The sequence below is a fragment of the Nocardia sp. NBC_00403 genome, from assembly GCF_036046055.1.
Lineage (GTDB): Bacteria > Actinomycetota > Actinomycetes > Mycobacteriales > Mycobacteriaceae > Nocardia.
This window is the reverse complement of record NZ_CP107939.1, coordinates 258,450-277,159: the sequence shown is the minus strand read 5'-3', so window position 1 is coordinate 277,159 and position 18,710 is coordinate 258,450. Positions and strand designations below refer to the sequence as shown.

Annotated in this window: 17 protein-coding genes and 1 pseudogene; 13 read left to right on the top strand and 5 right to left on the bottom strand. The window is 67.2% G+C overall.

The window, feature by feature from the left end:
* The first annotated feature begins 46 nt into the window (after positions 1-46).
* Positions 47-1,285: a L,D-transpeptidase gene (locus OHQ90_RS00990; protein ID WP_328406655.1), complete on the top strand. Its 1,239-nt coding sequence runs from the start codon at positions 47-49 to the stop codon at positions 1,283-1,285.
* A gap of 76 nt (positions 1,286-1,361) precedes the next feature.
* Here OHQ90_RS00990 and mscL read toward each other — a convergent pair whose 3' ends face one another.
* Positions 1,362-1,814, bottom strand: coding sequence for a large conductance mechanosensitive channel protein MscL (gene mscL, locus OHQ90_RS00985; protein WP_328406654.1), 453 nt, complete (start codon positions 1,812-1,814; stop codon positions 1,362-1,364).
* 158 nt (positions 1,815-1,972) lie between these two features.
* The gene (locus OHQ90_RS00980; protein ID WP_328406653.1) at positions 1,973-2,707 is read right to left on the bottom strand and encodes an SDR family oxidoreductase; all 735 of its coding nucleotides are present in this window, start codon (positions 2,705-2,707) and stop codon (positions 1,973-1,975) included.
* A gap of 91 nt (positions 2,708-2,798) precedes the next feature.
* On the opposite strand from OHQ90_RS00980, the gene OHQ90_RS00975 reads away from it, so the two are divergent.
* The 6 genes from OHQ90_RS00975 (at position 2,799) to OHQ90_RS00950 (ending at position 10,016) form a co-directional block, all read left to right on the top strand.
* Positions 2,799-3,632, top strand: coding sequence for an alpha/beta fold hydrolase (locus OHQ90_RS00975; protein WP_328406652.1), 834 nt, complete (start codon positions 2,799-2,801; stop codon positions 3,630-3,632).
* Between the two features lie 165 nt (positions 3,633-3,797).
* The gene (gene mshA, locus OHQ90_RS00970; RefSeq protein WP_328406651.1) at positions 3,798-5,261 is read left to right on the top strand and encodes a D-inositol-3-phosphate glycosyltransferase; all 1,464 of its coding nucleotides are present in this window, start codon (positions 3,798-3,800) and stop codon (positions 5,259-5,261) included.
* Positions 5,258-5,764, top strand: coding sequence for a YbjN domain-containing protein (locus OHQ90_RS00965; protein WP_328406650.1), 507 nt, complete (start codon positions 5,258-5,260; stop codon positions 5,762-5,764). Before mshA ends, OHQ90_RS00965 begins: the two co-directional genes overlap by 4 nt.
* A gap of 212 nt (positions 5,765-5,976) precedes the next feature.
* Complete coding sequence (locus OHQ90_RS00960) at positions 5,977-6,882, top strand: ROK family protein (protein WP_328406649.1); 906 nt, start codon at positions 5,977-5,979, stop codon at positions 6,880-6,882.
* A gap of 86 nt (positions 6,883-6,968) precedes the next feature.
* Positions 6,969-7,706: a phosphoglyceromutase gene (locus OHQ90_RS00955; RefSeq protein WP_328406648.1), complete on the top strand. Its 738-nt coding sequence runs from the start codon at positions 6,969-6,971 to the stop codon at positions 7,704-7,706.
* 252 nt (positions 7,707-7,958) lie between these two features.
* Positions 7,959-10,016 carry a CocE/NonD family hydrolase gene (locus tag OHQ90_RS00950; protein WP_328406647.1) on the top strand — a complete coding sequence of 686 codons (2,058 nt, stop codon included), beginning with the start codon at positions 7,959-7,961 and terminating at the stop codon, positions 10,014-10,016.
* A gap of 83 nt (positions 10,017-10,099) precedes the next feature.
* On the opposite strand, the gene OHQ90_RS00945 is transcribed toward OHQ90_RS00950, so the two are convergent.
* Positions 10,100-10,765 carry an NADPH-dependent F420 reductase gene (locus tag OHQ90_RS00945; protein WP_328406646.1) on the bottom strand — a complete coding sequence of 222 codons (666 nt, stop codon included), beginning with the start codon at positions 10,763-10,765 and terminating at the stop codon, positions 10,100-10,102.
* Positions 10,766-10,860: 95 nt separating this feature from the next.
* Between OHQ90_RS00945 and OHQ90_RS00940 the strand changes: the two genes are divergently transcribed.
* The 3 genes from OHQ90_RS00940 to OHQ90_RS00930 all read left to right on the top strand — a co-directional run bounded on the left by OHQ90_RS00940 (position 10,861) and on the right by OHQ90_RS00930 (position 13,383).
* On the top strand, positions 10,861-11,265 hold the full coding sequence (locus OHQ90_RS00940) for a winged helix-turn-helix transcriptional regulator (protein WP_328406645.1): 405 nt from the start codon (positions 10,861-10,863) through the stop codon (positions 11,263-11,265).
* Between the two features lie 196 nt (positions 11,266-11,461).
* The gene (locus tag OHQ90_RS00935) at positions 11,462-12,697 is read left to right on the top strand and encodes a sensor histidine kinase (protein WP_328406644.1); all 1,236 of its coding nucleotides are present in this window, start codon (positions 11,462-11,464) and stop codon (positions 12,695-12,697) included.
* Positions 12,694-13,383 (top strand): response regulator transcription factor, encoded by a 690-nt coding sequence (locus tag OHQ90_RS00930; RefSeq protein WP_328406643.1) that lies wholly within the window; start codon positions 12,694-12,696, stop codon positions 13,381-13,383. Before OHQ90_RS00935 ends, OHQ90_RS00930 begins: the two co-directional genes overlap by 4 nt.
* A gap of 61 nt (positions 13,384-13,444) precedes the next feature.
* Here the strand turns inward: OHQ90_RS00930 and OHQ90_RS00925 are convergent, their stop codons facing one another.
* Together OHQ90_RS00925 and OHQ90_RS00920 are read right to left on the bottom strand one after the other, a co-directional pair.
* The gene (locus tag OHQ90_RS00925) at positions 13,445-13,774 is read right to left on the bottom strand and encodes a hypothetical protein (RefSeq protein WP_328406642.1); all 330 of its coding nucleotides are present in this window, start codon (positions 13,772-13,774) and stop codon (positions 13,445-13,447) included.
* A gap of 69 nt (positions 13,775-13,843) precedes the next feature.
* A complete protein-coding gene (locus tag OHQ90_RS00920; protein WP_442941287.1) occupies positions 13,844-14,725 on the bottom strand; it encodes a hypothetical protein in 882 nt (293 codons plus the stop codon).
* A 65-nt stretch (positions 14,726-14,790) separates the two neighbouring features.
* Between OHQ90_RS00920 and OHQ90_RS00915 the strand changes: the two genes are divergently transcribed.
* The 3 genes and pseudogenes from OHQ90_RS00915 to OHQ90_RS00905 all read left to right on the top strand — a co-directional run bounded on the left by OHQ90_RS00915 (position 14,791) and on the right by OHQ90_RS00905 (position 18,599).
* Positions 14,791-15,825 carry a Ppx/GppA phosphatase family protein gene (locus OHQ90_RS00915; protein WP_328406641.1) on the top strand — a complete coding sequence of 345 codons (1,035 nt, stop codon included), beginning with the start codon at positions 14,791-14,793 and terminating at the stop codon, positions 15,823-15,825.
* Positions 15,826-17,333: 1,508 nt separating this feature from the next.
* Positions 17,334-17,582 (top strand): annotated as a pseudogene (locus OHQ90_RS39290) (hypothetical protein); the annotation flags it as partial.
* A 141-nt stretch (positions 17,583-17,723) separates the two neighbouring features.
* The gene (locus tag OHQ90_RS00905) at positions 17,724-18,599 is read left to right on the top strand and encodes a sugar phosphate isomerase/epimerase family protein (protein WP_328412442.1); all 876 of its coding nucleotides are present in this window, start codon (positions 17,724-17,726) and stop codon (positions 18,597-18,599) included.
* The last annotated feature ends 111 nt before the right edge of the window (positions 18,600-18,710 follow it).

Genomic DNA, 18,710 nt, shown 5'->3' with positions numbered 1-18,710 from the left:
TCTTCGCTAGCCGAGCGAACGATTTCTCGCGCGTAAATTCGAAGAAGTGTGCAATCGTCCAGTCATCCGAAGACCGGCCGCCGCCGTGTCGGCCGTGCTACTCGTCGTGGTCGCCCTGGTGGCAAGCTGCACGATCGACCGCGGCGGCAAGAGCGACTCCGCCCGCGACTCCGGTCCGGTCGCAAAAGTGAGCATGGCCCCGGCCGCCGACGCCGAGAATGTCAACCCGACGGCACCGGTCTCGGTCACCGTCGCCGACGGCACCATCGACCAGATCGCGCTGACCAATGCCAACGGCAAGCAGGTCACCGGCGAACTCGCACCGGACAAGCGCAGCTACAAGATCACCGAGGCGCTCGGCTACGCCGCCACCTACACCTGGTCGGGCACGGTGATCGGCACCGATCGCAAACCGGTTCCCATCGACGGCACCTTCCGCACGCTCGCGCCGAAGAACGCGGTCCCCGCGACCGTCAATATCGCCGACAACCAGGAAGTCGGCATCGCCGCGCCGATCATCCTGCAGTTCAAGGCTTCTGTGCAGAACAAAGCCGCGGTGGAGAAGGCGCTGACCGTCACGACCAACCCGCCCACCGAGGGCGCGTGGGCCTGGTTCCCCGACGACAACGGTGGCTCGCGCCTGCATTGGCGGCCGAAGGACTACTGGGTGCCCGGCACCACCGTGCAGGTCACGGCCAAGCTCTACGGACTCGACCTCGGCGGCGGCAACTACGGATACACCGATCTCACTTCGGATTTCCGCATCGGCCGCCGTCAAGTAGTGCAGGCCAACGCGCCGAGCCACCGCATGCAGGTGGTGCGCGACGGCCAGGTCGTCTTCGACTTCCCGGTCAGCTACGGCCAGGGTAATGAGCCACGCAATGTGACCCGCTCCGGTGTGCACGTGGTCACCGAGAAATACGAAGACTTCATGATGTCGAATCCGCCGTTCTACACCAACGTTCGCGAACGCTGGGCGGTACGCATTTCCAATAACGGCGAATTCATCCACGCGAATCCGGAATCGCTGTCGGCGCAAGGGGCGTCGAATGTGACCAACGGCTGCATCAATCTTTCGCCCAGTGACGCACAAGCGTACTTCCCGACCGCGCTCTACGGCGATCCGGTCGAAGTGACCGGCACGTCGATCCAGATGTCGGCCGCCGACGGCGATCTCTACGACTGGACCATCGACTGGAGCACCTGGAAGGGCTTGTCCGCGTTGGACGCCGCGCACGCTCCCGGCATCTCTGCGACACCGGTCGCGCCGGGGCCGCCGCGTTGATCCGCGACCAGCGAAATACAGATCCGCCCCCGTTCGATGATCCGAACGGGGGCGGATTGTCTTGGGCGCCAGGTGATTACCGGTTCGATGCGGCCTTCTCGGGCACCACGTTCGCCTTCTCCAGCGCGATGGCCTCCTCGACGGTACCCAGGTTGCGCCCGGCGAGCAGGTCGCGGATTTCGATGAGCAGTTCGGTCTCGGTCGGCTCGGCGGCCTTGGTGGTGCCGAAGCGGTTCTTGAGCGTCTTCATCGGCACCATCAGCACGAAGTACAGCACCGCGGCGACCATGACGAAATCGATGAGCGCGGTGATGATCGGGCCGACCGCGATGAAAGTGGCGGGCTTGTCCGCCACCAATTGGACGCCGAGTCCCAGCTCGTTGGTCCTGCCCAAAACGGCGAGCAAGGGATTGATGATGCCCTTGGTCACCGCCGTCACCACCGCGGTGAACGCGGTGCCCATGACCACCGCGACCGCAAGGTCGATAACGTTCCCGCGCATCAGGAAATCTTTGAAACCCTTGAGCATGAGCCGAGCAACTCCAATCTGGTGTATTCGAATTTCAAATCCCGGATGCTAACCGTCCGTGCACGCTGAGCAACCGCTACGGGGCACTCGGCCAGCCCTGGCTCCGGGCCACGATAGACGGGAGAGCGTGGTGCTGCGACCCGAGCGCGGACCCGATCTCAGCTGCGGCGCGCGAAGCGACCCGGCACCACCTGGTCGCGCGGCGCGACGATGATCTGGTCCAGGTTGACGTGTGACGGTCGAGACGCGACAAAGCCGACAATCTCCGCGATGTCCTGCGCGACCAGGGGGTCGATGCCTTCGTACACCTTGGCGGCGCGTTCGGCGTCACCGTCGAAGCGGACCAGGGAGAACTCGGTCTCGACGGCGCCGGGCGCGATCTCGGTGAGCCGGACCGGTTGGCCGAGCAGCTCGCCGCGCAGCGTGCGGTGCAGGACGGCCTGGGCGTGCTTGGCGGAGGTGTAGCCGGAGCCGTTGTCATAGGCGTGGAAGGCGGCCACCGAGGTGATGGTGACGATGAGGCCGTCGCCCGAGGCGATCAGCTTCGGCAGCAGCGCCTTGGTGATGCGCAGCGTGCCGAGCACATTGGTCTCCCACATCCAGCGCCAGTCGTCGAGATCGGCCTCCGCCACCGGGGCGAGGCCCTTTGCGCCACCCGCATTGTTGACGAGCACGTCGGCGCTGTCGATCGCGTCGGTGAAGGCCTGCACCGATTCGTCGGAGGTCACATCGAGTTCCAGCGCGGTGCCGCCGATTTCGTCGGCGAGGGTCTGCAGCCGATCGAGCCTGCGGGCGCCGACGTAGACGTGGTAACCCTGTTCGGCGAGCTCCCTGGCGGTGGCTTCCCCGATTCCCGAGCTGGCTCCGGTGACGACGGCGGTGCGGATACTCATGATCTCGATCCTAAGTGCAGGGAGTTTGCCGGAGACCGGGGTTGTTGCCCGGATCACGGTCGGCGCGCGCCGCACCGTTAGCCTCGGTGGCATGGCTATTCGGGATGCGGTCAGTGCGGACGGAACCACCATCGTCTATCGGGTCAGTGGGCCCGCCGATGGGCGCCCGCTGGTGCTGCTGCACGGTTGGTCGGCAAATCTGCGGTGCTGGGGTGCGGCCGCCGACGAGTTGGCCGAGCGCTTCCGTGTCATCGCCGTCGATCTGCGCGGGCACGGCTACTCCGATGCGCCGGAGGCCGGGTACGACGATCCCGAGAACTGGGCCGCCGATATCGCGGCGGTGCTCGGGCGGGAGGGCATCGAATCCGGCGCGGTGCTGCTGGGCTGGTCCTACGGCGGCATTGTGCTCAGCGACTACTTGACCGCCTATGGCACCGGCGCGATCGCCGGCGTTGTCTACACCGGTTCGATGGCCAATATCGGCCGTGCACCAGGTGCGGCGACCGGTTCGGCCATGCAGGAAGCCATTCCCGGCGTCTTCGAGGAAAGCGCCGGACGTGCGATACGTGCTTTCGGAGCTTTCGGCAATGCCAACACCGGCCCGGGCCAGGACAAGGGCGTCGATGCCCAGCGACTGTTCGGCGCGAGCCTGGCCACACCGCCGCGGGTGCGCAAGGCGCTGTTCTATCGGACCGTCGACAACACCGAGACGCTGCGCGCCCTCGATGTCCCGGTGCTGGTTCTGCACGGCACCAGTGATCCCGTCGTCCCGATCGAGAACGGCCGCTACATCCTCGACACGGTCCCCGGTGCGCGCGCCTCGTTCTGGGAGGGCGCGCAGCACGGTTTGTTTATCGAGGACCGCGCGCGGTTCGTGGCCGAGATCGGTGCGTTCGTCGACGGCGTGGAGGTCGCGCCGAAGTAGCCGTCCGAAACCCGCCGGTACGGTCTGCGCTCCTCGCGCAGACTGGGTCGTGTTCGGGGAGTGTCTTTGGACGGCGCGAGTTTCGTGAGCGTGCTCACGGCCGACTTGTGATGGCCGTCACTTGCCTCGGTAGCGGCGTCTGAGTTCGCCGATGCAACGTGCACTATGGATAGTGTGAGTCAACGCCCGGACCTACGGCCCAATCGGATTGCCGTGCTATCGGTGCACACCTCACCACTTGCTCAACCGGGCACTGGCGACGCGGGCGGCATGAACGTGTACGTGCTGCAAACTGCCATTCAGCTGGCCCGCCGCGGTACCGAGGTGGAGATATTCACCAGGGCCACCTCCTCGAATGTCCCGCCCGTGCAGGAGGCGGCGCCCGGGGTGCTCGTGCGCAACGTGGTGGCGGGTCCGTTCGAGGGGCTGGACAAACACGACCTGCCGACCCAACTGTGCCCGTTCACCGCCGAGGTGCTGCGGCAGGAAGCCAGGCATCAGCCCGGTTACTACGACCTCGTGCACTCGCACTACTGGCTGTCCGGTCAGGTCGGGTGGCTGGCCAGGGACCGCTGGCGGGTGCCGCTCGTGCACACCGCGCACACCCTGGCCGCCGTGAAGAACGCCGCACTCGCCGACGGCGACTGTCCCGAACCCGTCACCCGGGAGATCGGTGAGAAGCAGGTGATCGCCGAAGCGGATCGGATGGTCGCCAACACCGCCGACGAGGCGCGCCAGCTCATCGAGCTCTACGGCGCCGACCCCGAACGCATCGACGTGGTGCCGCCCGGCGCCGATCTGACCCGCTACCGCCCCGGCGACAAGGCCGCCGCCCGCGCGGAATTGGGGCTGGCCACCGACGAGCAGATCGTCGCCTTCGTCGGTCGGATCCAGCCGCTGAAGGCCCCCGACGTACTGGTGCGCGCCGCGGCCGAGGTGCTGCGCGCCCAGCCCGCGCGGCAGTTGCGGGTGCTCATCGTCGGCGGCCCATCCGGAACGGGACTCGAGCGCCCTGACGCGCTGATCGAACTGGCGGCCGGCCTCGGTATCGCCGACCGCGTGACCTTCCTGCCGCCGCAGCCGCCCGACCGCCTCGTCCAGGTGTACCGCGCCGCCGATCTGGTCGCGGTGCCCAGCTACAACGAATCGTTCGGACTGGTCGCCATCGAAGCGCAGGCCAGCGGCACGCCGGTGCTGGCAGCGGACGTGGGCGGGCTCGGCACCGCGGTCCGCCACGGCGAGAGCGGCCTGCTGCTTCCCGGCCACGCCACCACCGATTGGGCGAGCGCGCTCGGTTACCTGCTGGACGACCCGCAACGGCTGGCCCGGATGAGCGCCTGCGCCGTCGACCATGCCGCCAACTTCTCCTGGGAGCACACCGCGGAAGGATTGCTCGCCAGCTACTCCGCGGCGCTGACCGATTTCCGTGCGGTGCGCACCCGGCTCGGTGGCGGGCGCGGCGTGCTGTCCGACCTGCTCGGCGACGACACCGAGTTCGACGCCGCACGTCCCGCGGAACCCGGTGAGCGCGCTAGCCTCGCCATGGAACGCGCGGCCGCTCTCCTCGGCGAGAGCAACCAGGCCAGATCACAGGCGCTGTGGCGGCGCCGGACGGGAGCACGCCGGTGAGTAGCGGGGCGCACGCGACCGCGCAGCTGATCGACGCGACGCTGCGTGAGAGGGAGATCGAATACACCCGGCCGAGCGCGGATGTCTTCGTCGTCATCCTGCCCGGTGAGCGCAAGCTGAAGACCACCGTCATGCTCACCGTCGGCAAGCACGGCCTGCGGATCGAATCGTTCGTCTGCCGCAAGCCCGACGAAAATTTCGAAGGCGTCTATAAATTCCTGCTGCGGCGCAACCGCAGGCTCTACGGCGTGGCCTACACCCTCGACCGTGTCGGCGATATCTACCTGGTCGGCCGCATCGCCACCCACGCTGTCACCGCCGATGAACTGGACCGGGTGTTCGGCCAGATCCTCGAGGCCGTCGAAGCCGACTTCAACACCCTGCTAGAACTCGGCTTCGCCGAATCCATTCGCAGAGAGTGGAAGTGGCGTGTCTCGCGCGGCGAATCGCTGACGAATCTGCGCGCCTTCGAGCATTTGGTGGACGCGGCCGATCAGCCCTGAGCGAGTCCGGCTTCGTTGCCGAACCCACCGCAGGACAGCGATGTCGGATCAACCGAGCATGGGGAAGTTGCTCCGGGAATTCGTGGACGCGGTGCTGGCGTCGGTGCTCGGAGAGCCGCCCTCGACGCCGTAGGGTGCGGGATCTCTCCCGGGCAGGCCCGCGGTGCGCGACAATCGCGCTGGGACTCGGTGAGTGTGGAGGCGGCCCGGCTATGACAGTTCTTGCTCTTGATATCGGCGCGACGAAGTTCGCGGCGGGACGGGTGCACGGGGGCCGCAAGGTGCGTGACGTGCGGCAGGTCGATGTGCCGCGCGAGGCGGTGTGGGAGGCGTGCCGCACGCTGTTGGCGGAGGTCGCGGGCGACGACACCGTCACCGCCATCGGGATCGGCTCGGCCGGTCCTGTCGATACCCGGTCCGGTGTCACGAGCCCGCTGAACATCCCCGAGTGGAAGTCCGGATTCCCGATCGTCGCCGAGGTGCAGAAGCTGTTTCCCGGCGCCGCAATACGATTCGCCATCGACGGTGCTTGCTTGGCGCTGGCCGAACATCATGTCGGCGCATTGCGCGGCGTCGCGAACGGGCTGGCGATGACGGTGTCGTCGGGGATCGGCGGCGGGATAATCGCGGATGGCCGGGTACTGCTCGGCCGGACCGGCAACGCTGGGCATATCGGTCACATTGTGGTGCCGGGCTGGGATGTGCCGTGCGAATGCGGCGGGGTCGGGTGCGTCGAGGCGATCGCCAGCGGCATGTCGTCGGTGCGCTGGGCTCGTGCGCAGGGCTGGTCCGGTGCGACCGGTGCCGCGCTGGCGAAAGCGGCGCACTCCGGCGACGACATCGCGCTCGCGGCGCTGCATCGATCCGGGACCGCGCTCGGGCAGGCCATCGCCTCGGCGGCCGCGCTGCAGGATATCGATCTGGTGGTGATCGGCGGCGGTTTCGCGCAGTCGGGTGCACCACTCTGGGAGCCGTTGCGTGCGGCGGTCGCCAGGCACGCGCGATTGGAGTTCCTCGGTGGACTCCACGTCGTGCTGTCGCGAATCACCAACGGCGCCACCCTGGTCGGCGCGGGCGTGCTCGCCGCGGGCCACGCGACGGCCGACACCGTTGTCTGAAGGGCCGGGCTCGGACCGGCTGATGCCCGGTTCGGCCACCGGGAACGGATGCGAGGCAGGTTTGCGCACATGCCAGAATGGCCTGCATGACGTACACCCTCGTGCTGCTGCGCCACGGCGAGAGCGAATGGAATGCCCTGAATCTGTTCACCGGTTGGGTGGATGTGCACCTGACCGACAAGGGTATCGCCGAGGGCAAGCGGGCCGGCGAGTTGCTGGCCGAGCACGGCATCTCGCCGGACATCGTCTACACCTCGCTGCTGCGCCGCGCGATCAGCACCGCGAACATCGCGCTGGACGCGGCCGACCGGCACTGGATTCCGGTGGTCCGCGACTGGCGACTCAACGAGCGGCACTACGGCGAGCTGCAGGGGAAGAACAAGGCGCAGATCCGTGACAAGTACGGCGACGAGCAGTTCATGCTGTGGCGTCGCAGCTACGACACCCCGCCGCCGCCGATCGACCCGGCCAACGAGTACAGCCAGGAGGGCGACGCGCGCTATGCGGGCATCGAGGTGCCGAAGACGGAGTGCCTGCTCGACGTGGTGAACCGGATGGTCCCGTACTGGGAGTCGACCATCTCCAAGGAGCTCGTCGCGGGCAAGACCGTGCTGGTCGCCGCGCACGGCAACTCGCTGCGCGCCCTGGTGAAGCACCTCGATCAGATCTCCGACGACGAGATCTCGGAGCTGAACATCCCCACCGGCATCCCGCTGCGCTACGAGCTCGACGAGAACCTGCGCCCGGTCCGCCCGCGTGAGTACCTGGATCCGGAGGCCGCTGCCGCGGGCGCCGCCGCGGTGGCAAGCCAGGGCGGCAAGTAGCCCTGACCGGCAATCCCTGCACGCAGATGCGCTGCGGTCGAGCAATCGACCGCAGCGCATCTGCTGTTTTGGTGAGTGGCAATTCTGATCTTCGAGCGCGGCTACAGCCTGGATATGCAGCCGACATGGCATGCTGTCCGCTGTATGTGAATCGATATTCGGCTCAAAATTCGCGTGACCGGGAGTTCGAACTTACTCGTCGGTATGTAAACTTTCGCTCGTTCGATCAGTCCGAGAGGTGGATCACGTCCGATGAAGCACGCGTTGCGGGTTACGGTGGCGGCAGTTGCCACCGCGGTGCTCGTTCCTTTCCTCACTTCCGGCGCGAGCGCCGCACCGGTTGCCACCGGCCCTGACGGCGGCGCCGCGGGCGCGGCCTGGACGGCGGCCGAAGACGGCCCCCAGCAGTTCCCGAACGTGAACATCCAATGGGATGTGCCGATCACCATGAGCGACGGCACCGTGCTCGAGGGCAACGTGTACCGCCCCGCGGACGCGGCGGGCAGGCCGATCGAGACCCCGACGCCGACCGTCGTCAACATGACGCCCTACACCAAGCTGGTGTCGAACCTCGCCGACAGCGCGATGTCCATTCCCGGTCTCTCCGACGCGCTGATCGAGTTGTTCCGTCAGATCGATTCGAGCGGTACGCCGCTCTCCGGTGTCACCGACCTCACCAAGGCATTCGGCGGCGGCGAGCTGCGCAACTTCGCGGTCGACCGCCAGCTCATCAAAAGTGGTTACACCCAGGTCGTCGTCGACGTGCGTGGCACCGGTTTCTCGCAGGGTGTGTGGGACATGCTGCGCGAGCGCGAGCAGCAGGACACCGTCGAGGTGATCGACTGGGCCTCCCGTCAGCCGTGGTCGAACGGCCGCATCGGGATGAACGGCATCTCGTATTCCGGCATCAACCAGGTGCAGGTCGCCGAGAAGCAGCCGCCCGCGCTGAAGGCGATCTTCCCGGTGGTGCCCGGCAGCGACCTCGTCAACGACGTGCTCGCGCCCGGCGGCGGCTTCGGCTTCAACTTCATTCCGCTGTGGCTCACGGCGATCAACGGCCTCAAGCTGCTTCCGGATCTGGCGTCGGTGGTCAACGGCCAGTTCGACACGCAGTGGCTCGCCGATCGGGCGAAGGATCCGCTGACCTTCATGGACGTGCTGCTCAACGTCTACACCACCACCCGCGTCGAGGATCTCGATCCGCGCGCGAAGGAATTGCTGACCGGTACCTCGGCAGCGCGGGGGGCCTGGCTGGGCGATCCGAGCAAGATCCAGGTGCCGACCTTCGTGACCGGCGGCTGGCACGACCTGTTCACTTACTCGGAATCCAAGATCTACAACGAGATTCCGCTGCCCGCAGGCCAGAAGCAGCTGCTGATGGGCAACACTTATCACATCAATTCCGGCAACGAATACGGCAAGCCCGGCCTGCCGCCGCGGCTGGACGTGTTGCAGCGGGCCTGGTTCGACAAGTGGCTCAAGGGCATCGACAACGGCATCGACAGCTACGGCCCGGTCACGCTGCGTCAGCAGGGCGGCGGCTGGATCACCACCGATTCGTTCGCCGATCCGGATGCCGCCGAGGCGTCGCATGATGCGGTGCACCGCAGGATGTATCTGTCCGCCGACCGCAGTGGCACCGCGAACAGCCTGTACGACGGATCGCTGCTGCCGCAGGCGAGCCCCGACTCGGCGCGGCTGACGGTCGCGCCCGGCCTGACTACCCTGTGCTCCAACGACGCAGCGCAGGGTAGCGCGGGCGCGCTCTCGATCATCGACGGCTGCGCCAAGGACTCGCGGGTCGCCGAGACGAACGGGCTGACGTTCACCAGCGTGCCGGTCGCCGACACCACCACGATCTCCGGCCGGATCGCGGTGCGGCTCAACACCGTTCAGGATGGCGCGGACGGCTACTGGGTGGCCACCGTGAACGATGTCGCGCCGGACGGGCAGTCGACCGTGCTCTCCTCCGGACAGATCATGGCGTCGCTGCGCGAGGTCGATGCGGCCAACAGCAGCAAGTCCGCCAACGGCGACTACACCGACCCGCGCGCCTACACCTCGCTGGACCGCCGTCAGCCGACGGTGCCCGGCCAGGAGACCACCCTCGACATTGCGCTGCCCGCCACCGAGGCGATCTTGAAGCCGGGTCACCGCCTGCGCGTCGATGTGTTCGCGGGCAACTTCCCGAAGGGTCTGCCGGTGCTGCCGATGCTGCTCGACACGGGCTTGAAGCCGCAGCATGTGCAGCTGGATCCGAACCGTCCGAGCTTCGTCAATATCCCGGTCCGCGGTAATTCCGGCTGGTGATATCGGCATCGGAGCACTGAAAAGGACGCCTTCCTCGAATCATTCGAAGAAGGCGTCCTTTCTTCAGGCACTATCGGCCTCGCTCAGTCCTCGACCGCGAAGGCGGCATCCAGCGGCGGGAAGATTGCCCTGGCATCCTGCCCGCTGAACCAGAGGCCGACGGTGAATACCGATGTCGCCTCCAGGTATTTCGCACGGTGCAGGCCACCGGACGAAATCGGTTGCAGCTTCAGGTCTTCGGCCAGAGCGCAGACCTGCCGGACGGCGGCCGGGTCGTCACCACAGATCGGGACACCCAGCCTGCGGCCCTCGAATTCTCGTGCGTCCGAAGCCCATACCTCGGCGGCGCAGACATTGAACGCCTTCACCACGTGAGCGCCGAGTGCGGTCGCCGCAATGCGCTCGGCGACCGCGTCTTCGGAGAGCACAAATGCGGTCACGCCCGCCGGTGCGGCCGCGTCCGGCATGAACGCATTGGTGCAATCGATCACTGTGCGGCCCACCAGTTTTCCGCCGACTTCGCCCAATACCGCGTCAAGGGCGCTTACCGGCAGCGCGAGCAGGACAACCGCACCGAACTCGGCGGCGTCCACAATGCTGCCCGCTCGTGCGCTGTGTCCGATCGTGGCGACCAGTTGGTCTGCCGCGGCTTGCGAGCGCGCCCCGATGACGATGTCGTGCCCGGCCGCTGCCCAACCCCCGCCGAGCGCCTGTGCCATCTGCCCGGCGCCGATGATTCCGATTCGCATCTCAACTCCTGGATGTGTCTGGATGTCTTCGGAAATGACGCTAGGAAAGTCGATGGGCACCTCCGGGTGCGCAACGGCGGTGGCAGGCTCGAGTCATGACAGTCGAACCTGCCACGCCGATCGTCGCGGAACCCGCGCAGTTCGCGCCGTACGGCGATTTCGAAGCCGACTGCCCGGCCAGGATGGCGGTCGACCTCTTCGGCAACTCGTGGCTACCGGTGATCGTGTACATGCTGCGCGAGGGTCCGATGCGGCCGGGCGACCTGCGCACCGCCATCGGCGGCATCAGCCAGAAGATGCTCACCCAGACGCTGCGTCGGATGGAGCAGATGACCCTGATCGAACGCCGCCGCTACGCCGAGGCCCCGCCGCGGGTCGAGTACGAGCTGACTGCGGCGGGACGTGATCTGCTGAATCCGATCTACGCCCTCGGCGAGTGGGTCGATCGACACGGGAGCGCGGTCCGCGCCGCGATGTCGGGCGCCGACGACGAGGACTGAGCGCGGCCCGAGGGGGCGGCTGCCGCACGAGGTATGTCCGCTGGATATGGCCGATTTCCGCTCGTGCCGCGCACCGTCCTCCGCAGGCCTAACAACGCGTAAACGCGCGGCTAACAGGGCAGGAAGTGCCCATGACCTGCGCGAAACTTCTCGTACCCAGAGTTGGGTTGCCGGTCGGCGACCGTACGATTCAAGGGTGAGTGTTCCGCAGGCCGTACTGTTGGCAGTCCTCGCGGCTGTTGTCGGACTGGCAGTCGGCGGGCTACTGATCCCGTTCATGAACGCCAGGCAAGCCGCGCGCAGGCAGGCCGACTCGGGGCTCACGATGTCGCAGGTGCTCGACCTCATCGTTCTTGCCTCCGAGAGCGGCATCGCAGTGGTCGACGAGTATCGCGACGTGGTGCTGGTGAACCCGCGCGCCGAGGAACTCGGCCTCGTCCGCAACCGGCTGCTCGACGAACGCGCGTGGGCCGCGGTGGAGAAGGTCCTGGCCACCGGTGAGTCCGCCGAATTCGACCTCACCGCGAAGAACCCGATGCCGGGCCGCAGCAGGATCGCGGTGCGCGGCGTGGCCAGGCAGTTGTCGCGCGAGGAGACCAGCTTCACCGTGCTGTTCGCCGACGACGACTCCGAGCAGGCCAGGATGGAAGCCACGCGCCGGGATTTCGTCGCGAATGTCAGCCACGAGCTCAAGACCCCGGTCGGTGCGATGAGTCTGCTCGCCGAGGCCATGCTGGAGTCCGCCGACGACCCCGAAGCAGTGCGCCACTTCGGCCAGCGGGTGCTCGGCGAGTCCAGGCGCCTGGGCAAAATGGTGACCGAACTGATCGCGCTGTCGCGGCTGCAGGGCGCGGAAAAGCTGCCCGAGCTCGAAGTGGTCGACGTGGACACGGTGGTGATGCAGGCGGTCGACCGCTCGCGCACCGCGGCCGAGGCGGCGGGCATCACCGTCAGCACCGACCGGCCCAGCGGGCTCGAGGTGCTCGGCGACGAAACTCTGCTGGTCACGGCCCTGTCCAACCTGGTGGAGAACGCGATCGCGTACTCGCTGGCGGGCTCACACGTGTCGGTGAGCCGGTCGCTGCGCGGCGATCACGTCGCGATGGCCGTGACCGATCGTGGCATCGGCATCGCCAAGGAAGATCAGGAACGGGTTTTCGAACGCTTCTTCCGGTCCGACAAGGCGCGCTCGCGCGCCACCGGCGGTACCGGGCTCGGGCTGGCTATCGTCAAGCACGTAGCCGCCAACCACAACGGTGAGATCACCCTGTGGAGCAAGCTGGGCACCGGTTCGACGTTCACCTTGCGAATACCCGCCCATCTCGAGGCCGATAGCGACGACGAGGTCGACGGCTCCGTGGTGAGCATGAGAGAAATCAGCCCGCGCCCTTCGGGGCCGAGCAGACCCAATGGTGTGGAGGCACGCAGATGACGAGTGTTCTGATCGTCGAGGATGAGGAGTCGCTGGCCGATCCGCTCGCGTTCCTGCTGCGCAAGGAGGGTTTCGAGGTCACCGTCGTCGGTGACGGACCATCCGCGCTCGCCGAATTCGACCGCTCCGGCGCCGATATCGTGCTGCTGGACCTCATGCTGCCCGGCATGAGCGGCACCGACGTGTGCAAGCAGCTGCGCACCCGCAGCGGGGTCCCGGTCATCATGGTGACCGCGCGCGACAGCGAGATCGACAAGGTGGTCGGGCTCGAGCTCGGCGCCGACGACTACGTGACCAAGCCGTACTCGGCACGCGAACTCATCGCACGGATTCGGGCCGTGCTGCGCCGCGGCGCGGGCGACGAACTCGACGGCGGCAACGAGAGCGGCGTGCTGGAAGCCGGGCCGGTCCGGATGGATGTCGACCGGCACACCGTGCACGTGAACGGCAAGCAGGTCACCCTGCCGCTGAAGGAATTCGACCTGCTCGAATATCTGCTGCGTAATTCCGGCCGGGTGCTGACCCGTGGCCAGCTGATCGACCGGGTCTGGGGTGCCGATTACGTCGGTGACACCAAGACCCTCGATGTCCACGTCAAGCGCCTGCGCTCGAAGATCGAGGGCGATCCGGCCAAGCCGGAACATCTGGTGACGGTGCGCGGCCTCGGCTACAAACTCGAGGCGTGACGAGGCGATTTCTCGAGGCGAATCCGCCGAGGCCCCCGACAACCTCGGCGTCGCCGCGATCTCAGGGCAGGTAGAGCCAGGTGGGACCGACGGGGGTGTCGGTCTTGCGCAGGCTGATCCAGCCGAGGGCGTCTTCCTGCATGCAGTCGTAGACATCCGCGGCGCTGGTGCCGCGGCAAGCGATGGTGTGGGTGACGCCGTACGGGCTCATGATCAGGTTCTTGCCCTCCTTTGCCGCATTGAGCGCCTCAGGGGTGTTGGCGGGCAGGAAGTCGGCGGTGAAATCGGCGTATTTGGCCGGGTCGCCATTGGGTTCCGCATGCGCGGCGCCGCTCATGGCGAGGGTGGCTCCGACGGCGATGGTTGTCAGGGTGACGGCTTTCTTCAACATGACCGCACATCAAACCCCATATTGGTGACGCTCGCATGGCGCGCAGGTGAACCACCCGCTATGAAAACCTCACGCGGATTGGTCGGAAATCGGTGCGTCCGCCTTCATTCGATCGGCGTTCACGGTCGCCGGATGAATAGCGATCAGGCCGAGTCCTTCTCTGCGCTTGCAGTGCCTCGCCAGCGCCTCGTAGGCAGGTTCGCCGAGTAGTTCTTTGAGTTCGGCTGCATAGGACTGCCACACCGGGCGCGCGGCGACATGGGCGTCAGGGGAACTGGTGCAGTACCACGCCAGGTCCAAACCTCCGCTGCCCCAGCCGCGCCGATCGTATTCGGTGATGGTGGTGCGCAGGATCTGGACGCCGTCGGGACGGTCGACCCACTCCATGGTGCGCCGGATGGGCAGCTGCCAGCACACGTCCGGCTTCACTTCCAGCGGCTCGATACCTTTGCGCAGCGCCATCGTGTGCAAGGCGCAGCCGGCACCACCCTCGAAATCGGGGCGGTTGAGGAAAATGCACGCCCCGTCGAATCGCCGGGTGCGAAGCGCGGGCTCCTCTTCCAGCTCATCGACGTCGAGATAGCCCTGCTTGGTGACCTTGCCGCCCACATTCTTGGCCTTGTCCATCAGCTGCCAGTCCTCTGGTGTGAGCATTTTCACAGAGGCTTCCAGCCGCTTGCGGTCTTCCTTGCCTGACATGAAAGCGCCATGCGAGCAGCAGCCGTCGTCGGGGCGGTCGCTGAGGATTCCCTGGCACGCCGGCGTGCCGAAGACACATGTCCAGCGTGACAGCAACCACGTCAGGTCCGCGGCGATCAGATGCTCGCTGTTTGCTGGATCGACGAACTCGATCCACTCCCGCGGGAAATCGAGACCCACTTCGGGAGTCGGTTGGATCTTCTCGGCTGGTCGGGGCCGGGCTGGGCCGTTCGCGGATACGCCTACCGTCACACCTCGAGACGCTAACAGTTCGGTCGCCTCGTCTAAAGCCCCGGTTCACCCAGTACCGTGTTCATGTGCGGCTTGGGGTACTCGATGTCGGAAGCAATACCGTCCATCTGCTCGTGGTGGACGCCCATCGTGGTGGCCACCCGATGCCGATGAGCTCGACAAAGGCGACGTTACGGTTGTCGGAGAACATGGACGGCGCAGGTCGGATCACTGTCCAGGGGGCCGAACGGCTTATCGCGACCGTCGCCGAATTCGCCAGCATCGCCGAGACCTCCAAGTGCGTCGAGCTGATGCCCTTCGCGACCTCGGCGCTGCGCGAGGCCACCAACTCCGAAGAGGTGCTCGCCAGGGTGCTGGCCGAGGCCGGCGTCGAGCTGCGGGTACTTTCCGGCGTCGACGAGGCCAGGTCGACTTTCCTCGCGGTGCGCCGCTGGTACGGCTGGAGCGCGGGCCGCATCCTCAATCTCGACATCGGTGGCGGCTCGTTGGAAATGACCAATGGCGGCGACGAGGAACCCGATGTCGCGCTGTCGCTGCAACTCGGCGCCGGTCGGCTGACTCGCGAGTGGCTACGCGAGGATCCACCGGGCAAGCGACGCGTCGCCGTGCTGCGCGACTGGCTCGACGCCGAGCTGGTGCTGCCCACCAAACAGCTGCTGGACGCGGGTAAGCCGGACCTTGCCGTCGGCACGTCGAAGACCTTCCGCTCGCTGGCTCGGTTGACCGGAGCGGCACCCTCTTCTGCGGGACTGCGGGTGCGCCGTACACTCACCAGCTCAGGTCTGCGCCAACTGATTGCTTTCATCTCGCGAATGACAGCGTCGGACCGTGCAGAATTGGAAGGCGTAAGTTCCGATCGGTCACAGCAATTGGTGGCTGGCGCATTGGTCGCGGAGGCGAGTATGCGGGCACTATCGCTGGATACCCTCGAGATTTGTCCGTGGGCACTGCGTGAGGGGCTGATCCTGCGCAAACTGGATACCGACATGAACGGCGGACCCCGAGCGACGAGCTCACCGGGACCGGCTGCGGAGACCGGCAGGCCCGCACCCGGTGGTGGCGCCGCGCTATCGGGCCCGATCGAAACGGTGTCGCCATGAGTGATGACTCCAAACAGCTATCGGTGGCCGAACTGCTGGCCCGCAATGGTCAGCAGGGTTCGTCGTCCTCCGGTGGCGGTGGCAGGCGTAGGCGCAGCGGCCGAGGGATCTCGGTCGCGGAGCTGACGGGCGATCTGCCTGTCATCCCGGCCGGCGGCGGTCGCTCCTCGCATGCCGCGCCCGATGAACCGGCGCTCGACGCGCCGTCGTATGAGCCTGCCGCGTATGAACCCGCGTATGAACCGTCGGCCTACCAGCCATCGGTGCGTGAGCCCGCCGCATACGAACCCGCGGCATATCAGCCATCGGTGCGCGAGCCCGCCGCATACGAACCCGCGGCATATCAGCCGTCGGCGTTCGAAGCGCCTGCACCGGAACCGGTTTCGTACGCCCCCCCGCCGCCCGCGTCGGAGCTGCCGAGCTATTCGCCGATGTCGGGGCCGATCACGCGCTATGACCCGTTGTCGGATTACGCTGCGCCCGAGCCGGATCCGTTGCCCGGCCGCTCGAGCCGGGTCATGCCGGGGCGGGACATGCCGGCTTCCCGACATGCCGCGCCCGCCGATCCGTTGTCGTCGCATGCCGCGCCCGACCCCTATGCCCCCGTCGATCCGTATGCACCGGTCGATCCCTATGGGGCCGATCCGCTGTCGGGCGACAGCGCGCCGCCGCTCGGTTCCGGGCGCACCGGTCGCAGGCGCAGGCGCGATCCCGACGAGGAAACCACCGAGGTACGGCCGCTGCACGAGGCAGGTCGAGCCGACCCGCTCGCCGACCGTGGGTCGCTCAACGGCCAGGCGGGAAACAACGGAGCCAAAACCGGCAGGGCTGCCCGTCGCCGTGCGGAGGAGGCACTCGACGTCCGCCGTGCGGAGGAGGCACTCGACGTCGGGCCGTCGCCCGCGCCGTGGTCGCCCGCGCCCAACGGGTTCGCGCCCGAATCGGCGCCGATGCCGCTTTCGCCGTTGCCGGAGGCCCCGCCGCGAGGCAACCGGGCTCCGAGTCCGGAGCCGCCTCCGGAGCCACCGCGAAGATCATCCCGACGCTCTGCCGATGCCGGCCTGCCCGCGTGGTCGGCACGAAGACACCACGCGCCGACCCCGAACAACGATCTGGCGCCCGAATCCGGTGGGATTCCGACCGCAGGGTGGTCGCTGGCCAGTCAGGATCAGCAGCTGGTTTCCGGTCAGACGGTGGCGGGTGACCTGCTGCGCGACGAGGTCGAGCGGGCCGAACGCGAGGAGGCCGCGCGCGCGAGTAGACGCGAGGGCGGTCGAGGTAAGCGTGGCCGCGGGAAACGCGACGCGGGCCGCGCCCTCGACATCATCGACCTGGACGATATGCAGGGCCACACCGATGTGCACCCGCAGTTCGAGGTGGATGCGGACCCGCTGGAGGACGACGAGGACGACCTCGACGAGCATCCGGATTCGGAGCGGTCGGGGATCATGTCGTCGCGCCGTTCGCGGGTCGCGCGCAAGGCCGAGTACGACGCCAATCGGCGGCAGTGGATGATCCTCGGCGGGCAGAGCACCGGCGCCGCGGTCGCCGGCATGTTGCTGTTCAAGGGGTTCGAGCGGATGTGGGAGATGCTCCCCTGGGTGGCGCTGGCCCTGGCGATGATCGTGATTCTCGGCCTGGTGGCGCTGGTTCGGATACTGCGCAGGACCGACGACATCCTCAGCACGGTGATCGCCGTCGTCGTCGGCATCTTTGTCACGCTCGGGCCGCTAGCCTTTCTTCTCAGTACGAACTGAGTAGGAGCTGCTGTGGGGAACATCGGGCAGGCAGACGACACACAGGTGGGAAGTGTGGTCGGCGCGGACGTACTGGGTACGGGCGTGCGCACCGAATCCCACTCGCCCGGCGAGCCCGCGTGCGTCGGCGGACAGCGGCAGATATTGGTCGGTCTTTCGACGGCGTCGGTGTATCCACAGAACACCGAAGCGGCCTTCCGCTACGCGGCCGAACTCGGTTACGACGGCATCGAGTTGATGGTCTGGGCCGAGCCCGCCAGTCAGAGCATCGCCACTGTGCAGGCCTACGCCCGTAAATACTCCATGCCTGTGATCGCGGTGCACGCGCCGTGCCTGCTCATCTCGCAGCGAGTGTGGGGCTCGGATCCGGTCGCCAAGCTGGAGCGCAGTGTGCGCACCGCCGAGGCGCTCGGCGCGAGCACCGTGGTTGTGCATCCGCCGTTCCGGTGGCAGCGCCGTTATGCGGAGGGCTTCGCCGATCAGGTCGGTGAGCTGGAGGAGCACAGCACCGTCATTGTCGCGGTCGAGAATATGTTCCCGATGCGCGCGGACACCCTGTTCGGTCGTGGCGCCGGTTCGGTCAAGCGGCTGGAGCGGCGCGGCGGGCCGGGGCTCGGCGTGACCGCGTTCAGTCAGTCCTACGATCCGACCGATGTCGGATACCGGCACTACACCCTCGACCTCTCGCACACCGCGACCGCGGGCGCCGATCCGCTGGCGCTGGCCGGGCGGATGGGGCATGGCCTCGCGCATCTGCATCTCGCCGACGGCCGCGGTGCCGCACACGACGAGCATCTGGTGCCCGGCGAGGGCACCCAGCCCTGTGTGGAGCTGTGCGCGGCGCTGGTGCGCACCGGTTTCTCCGGACATGCGGTCGCCGAGATCAATACCCAGAGCGCACGCACGACTCAAGACCGTGCGGCGATGCTGCACCGCACGCTCGCGTTCGCCAGAGAGCATCTCAATGGCATGGCGCCTACTCCCGCGCCCGCGCCGAGCCACGCCGGCCAGGTGTGACGAGGTCGTTCGCCCACGCTCGCCGGAGGGGAATGCGGACGCCGAATCCGGTCGTTCTACGCTGTACGAACGCCGGGTATCGGATAAGCGTGGTGTCTCGGCTATCGCCGC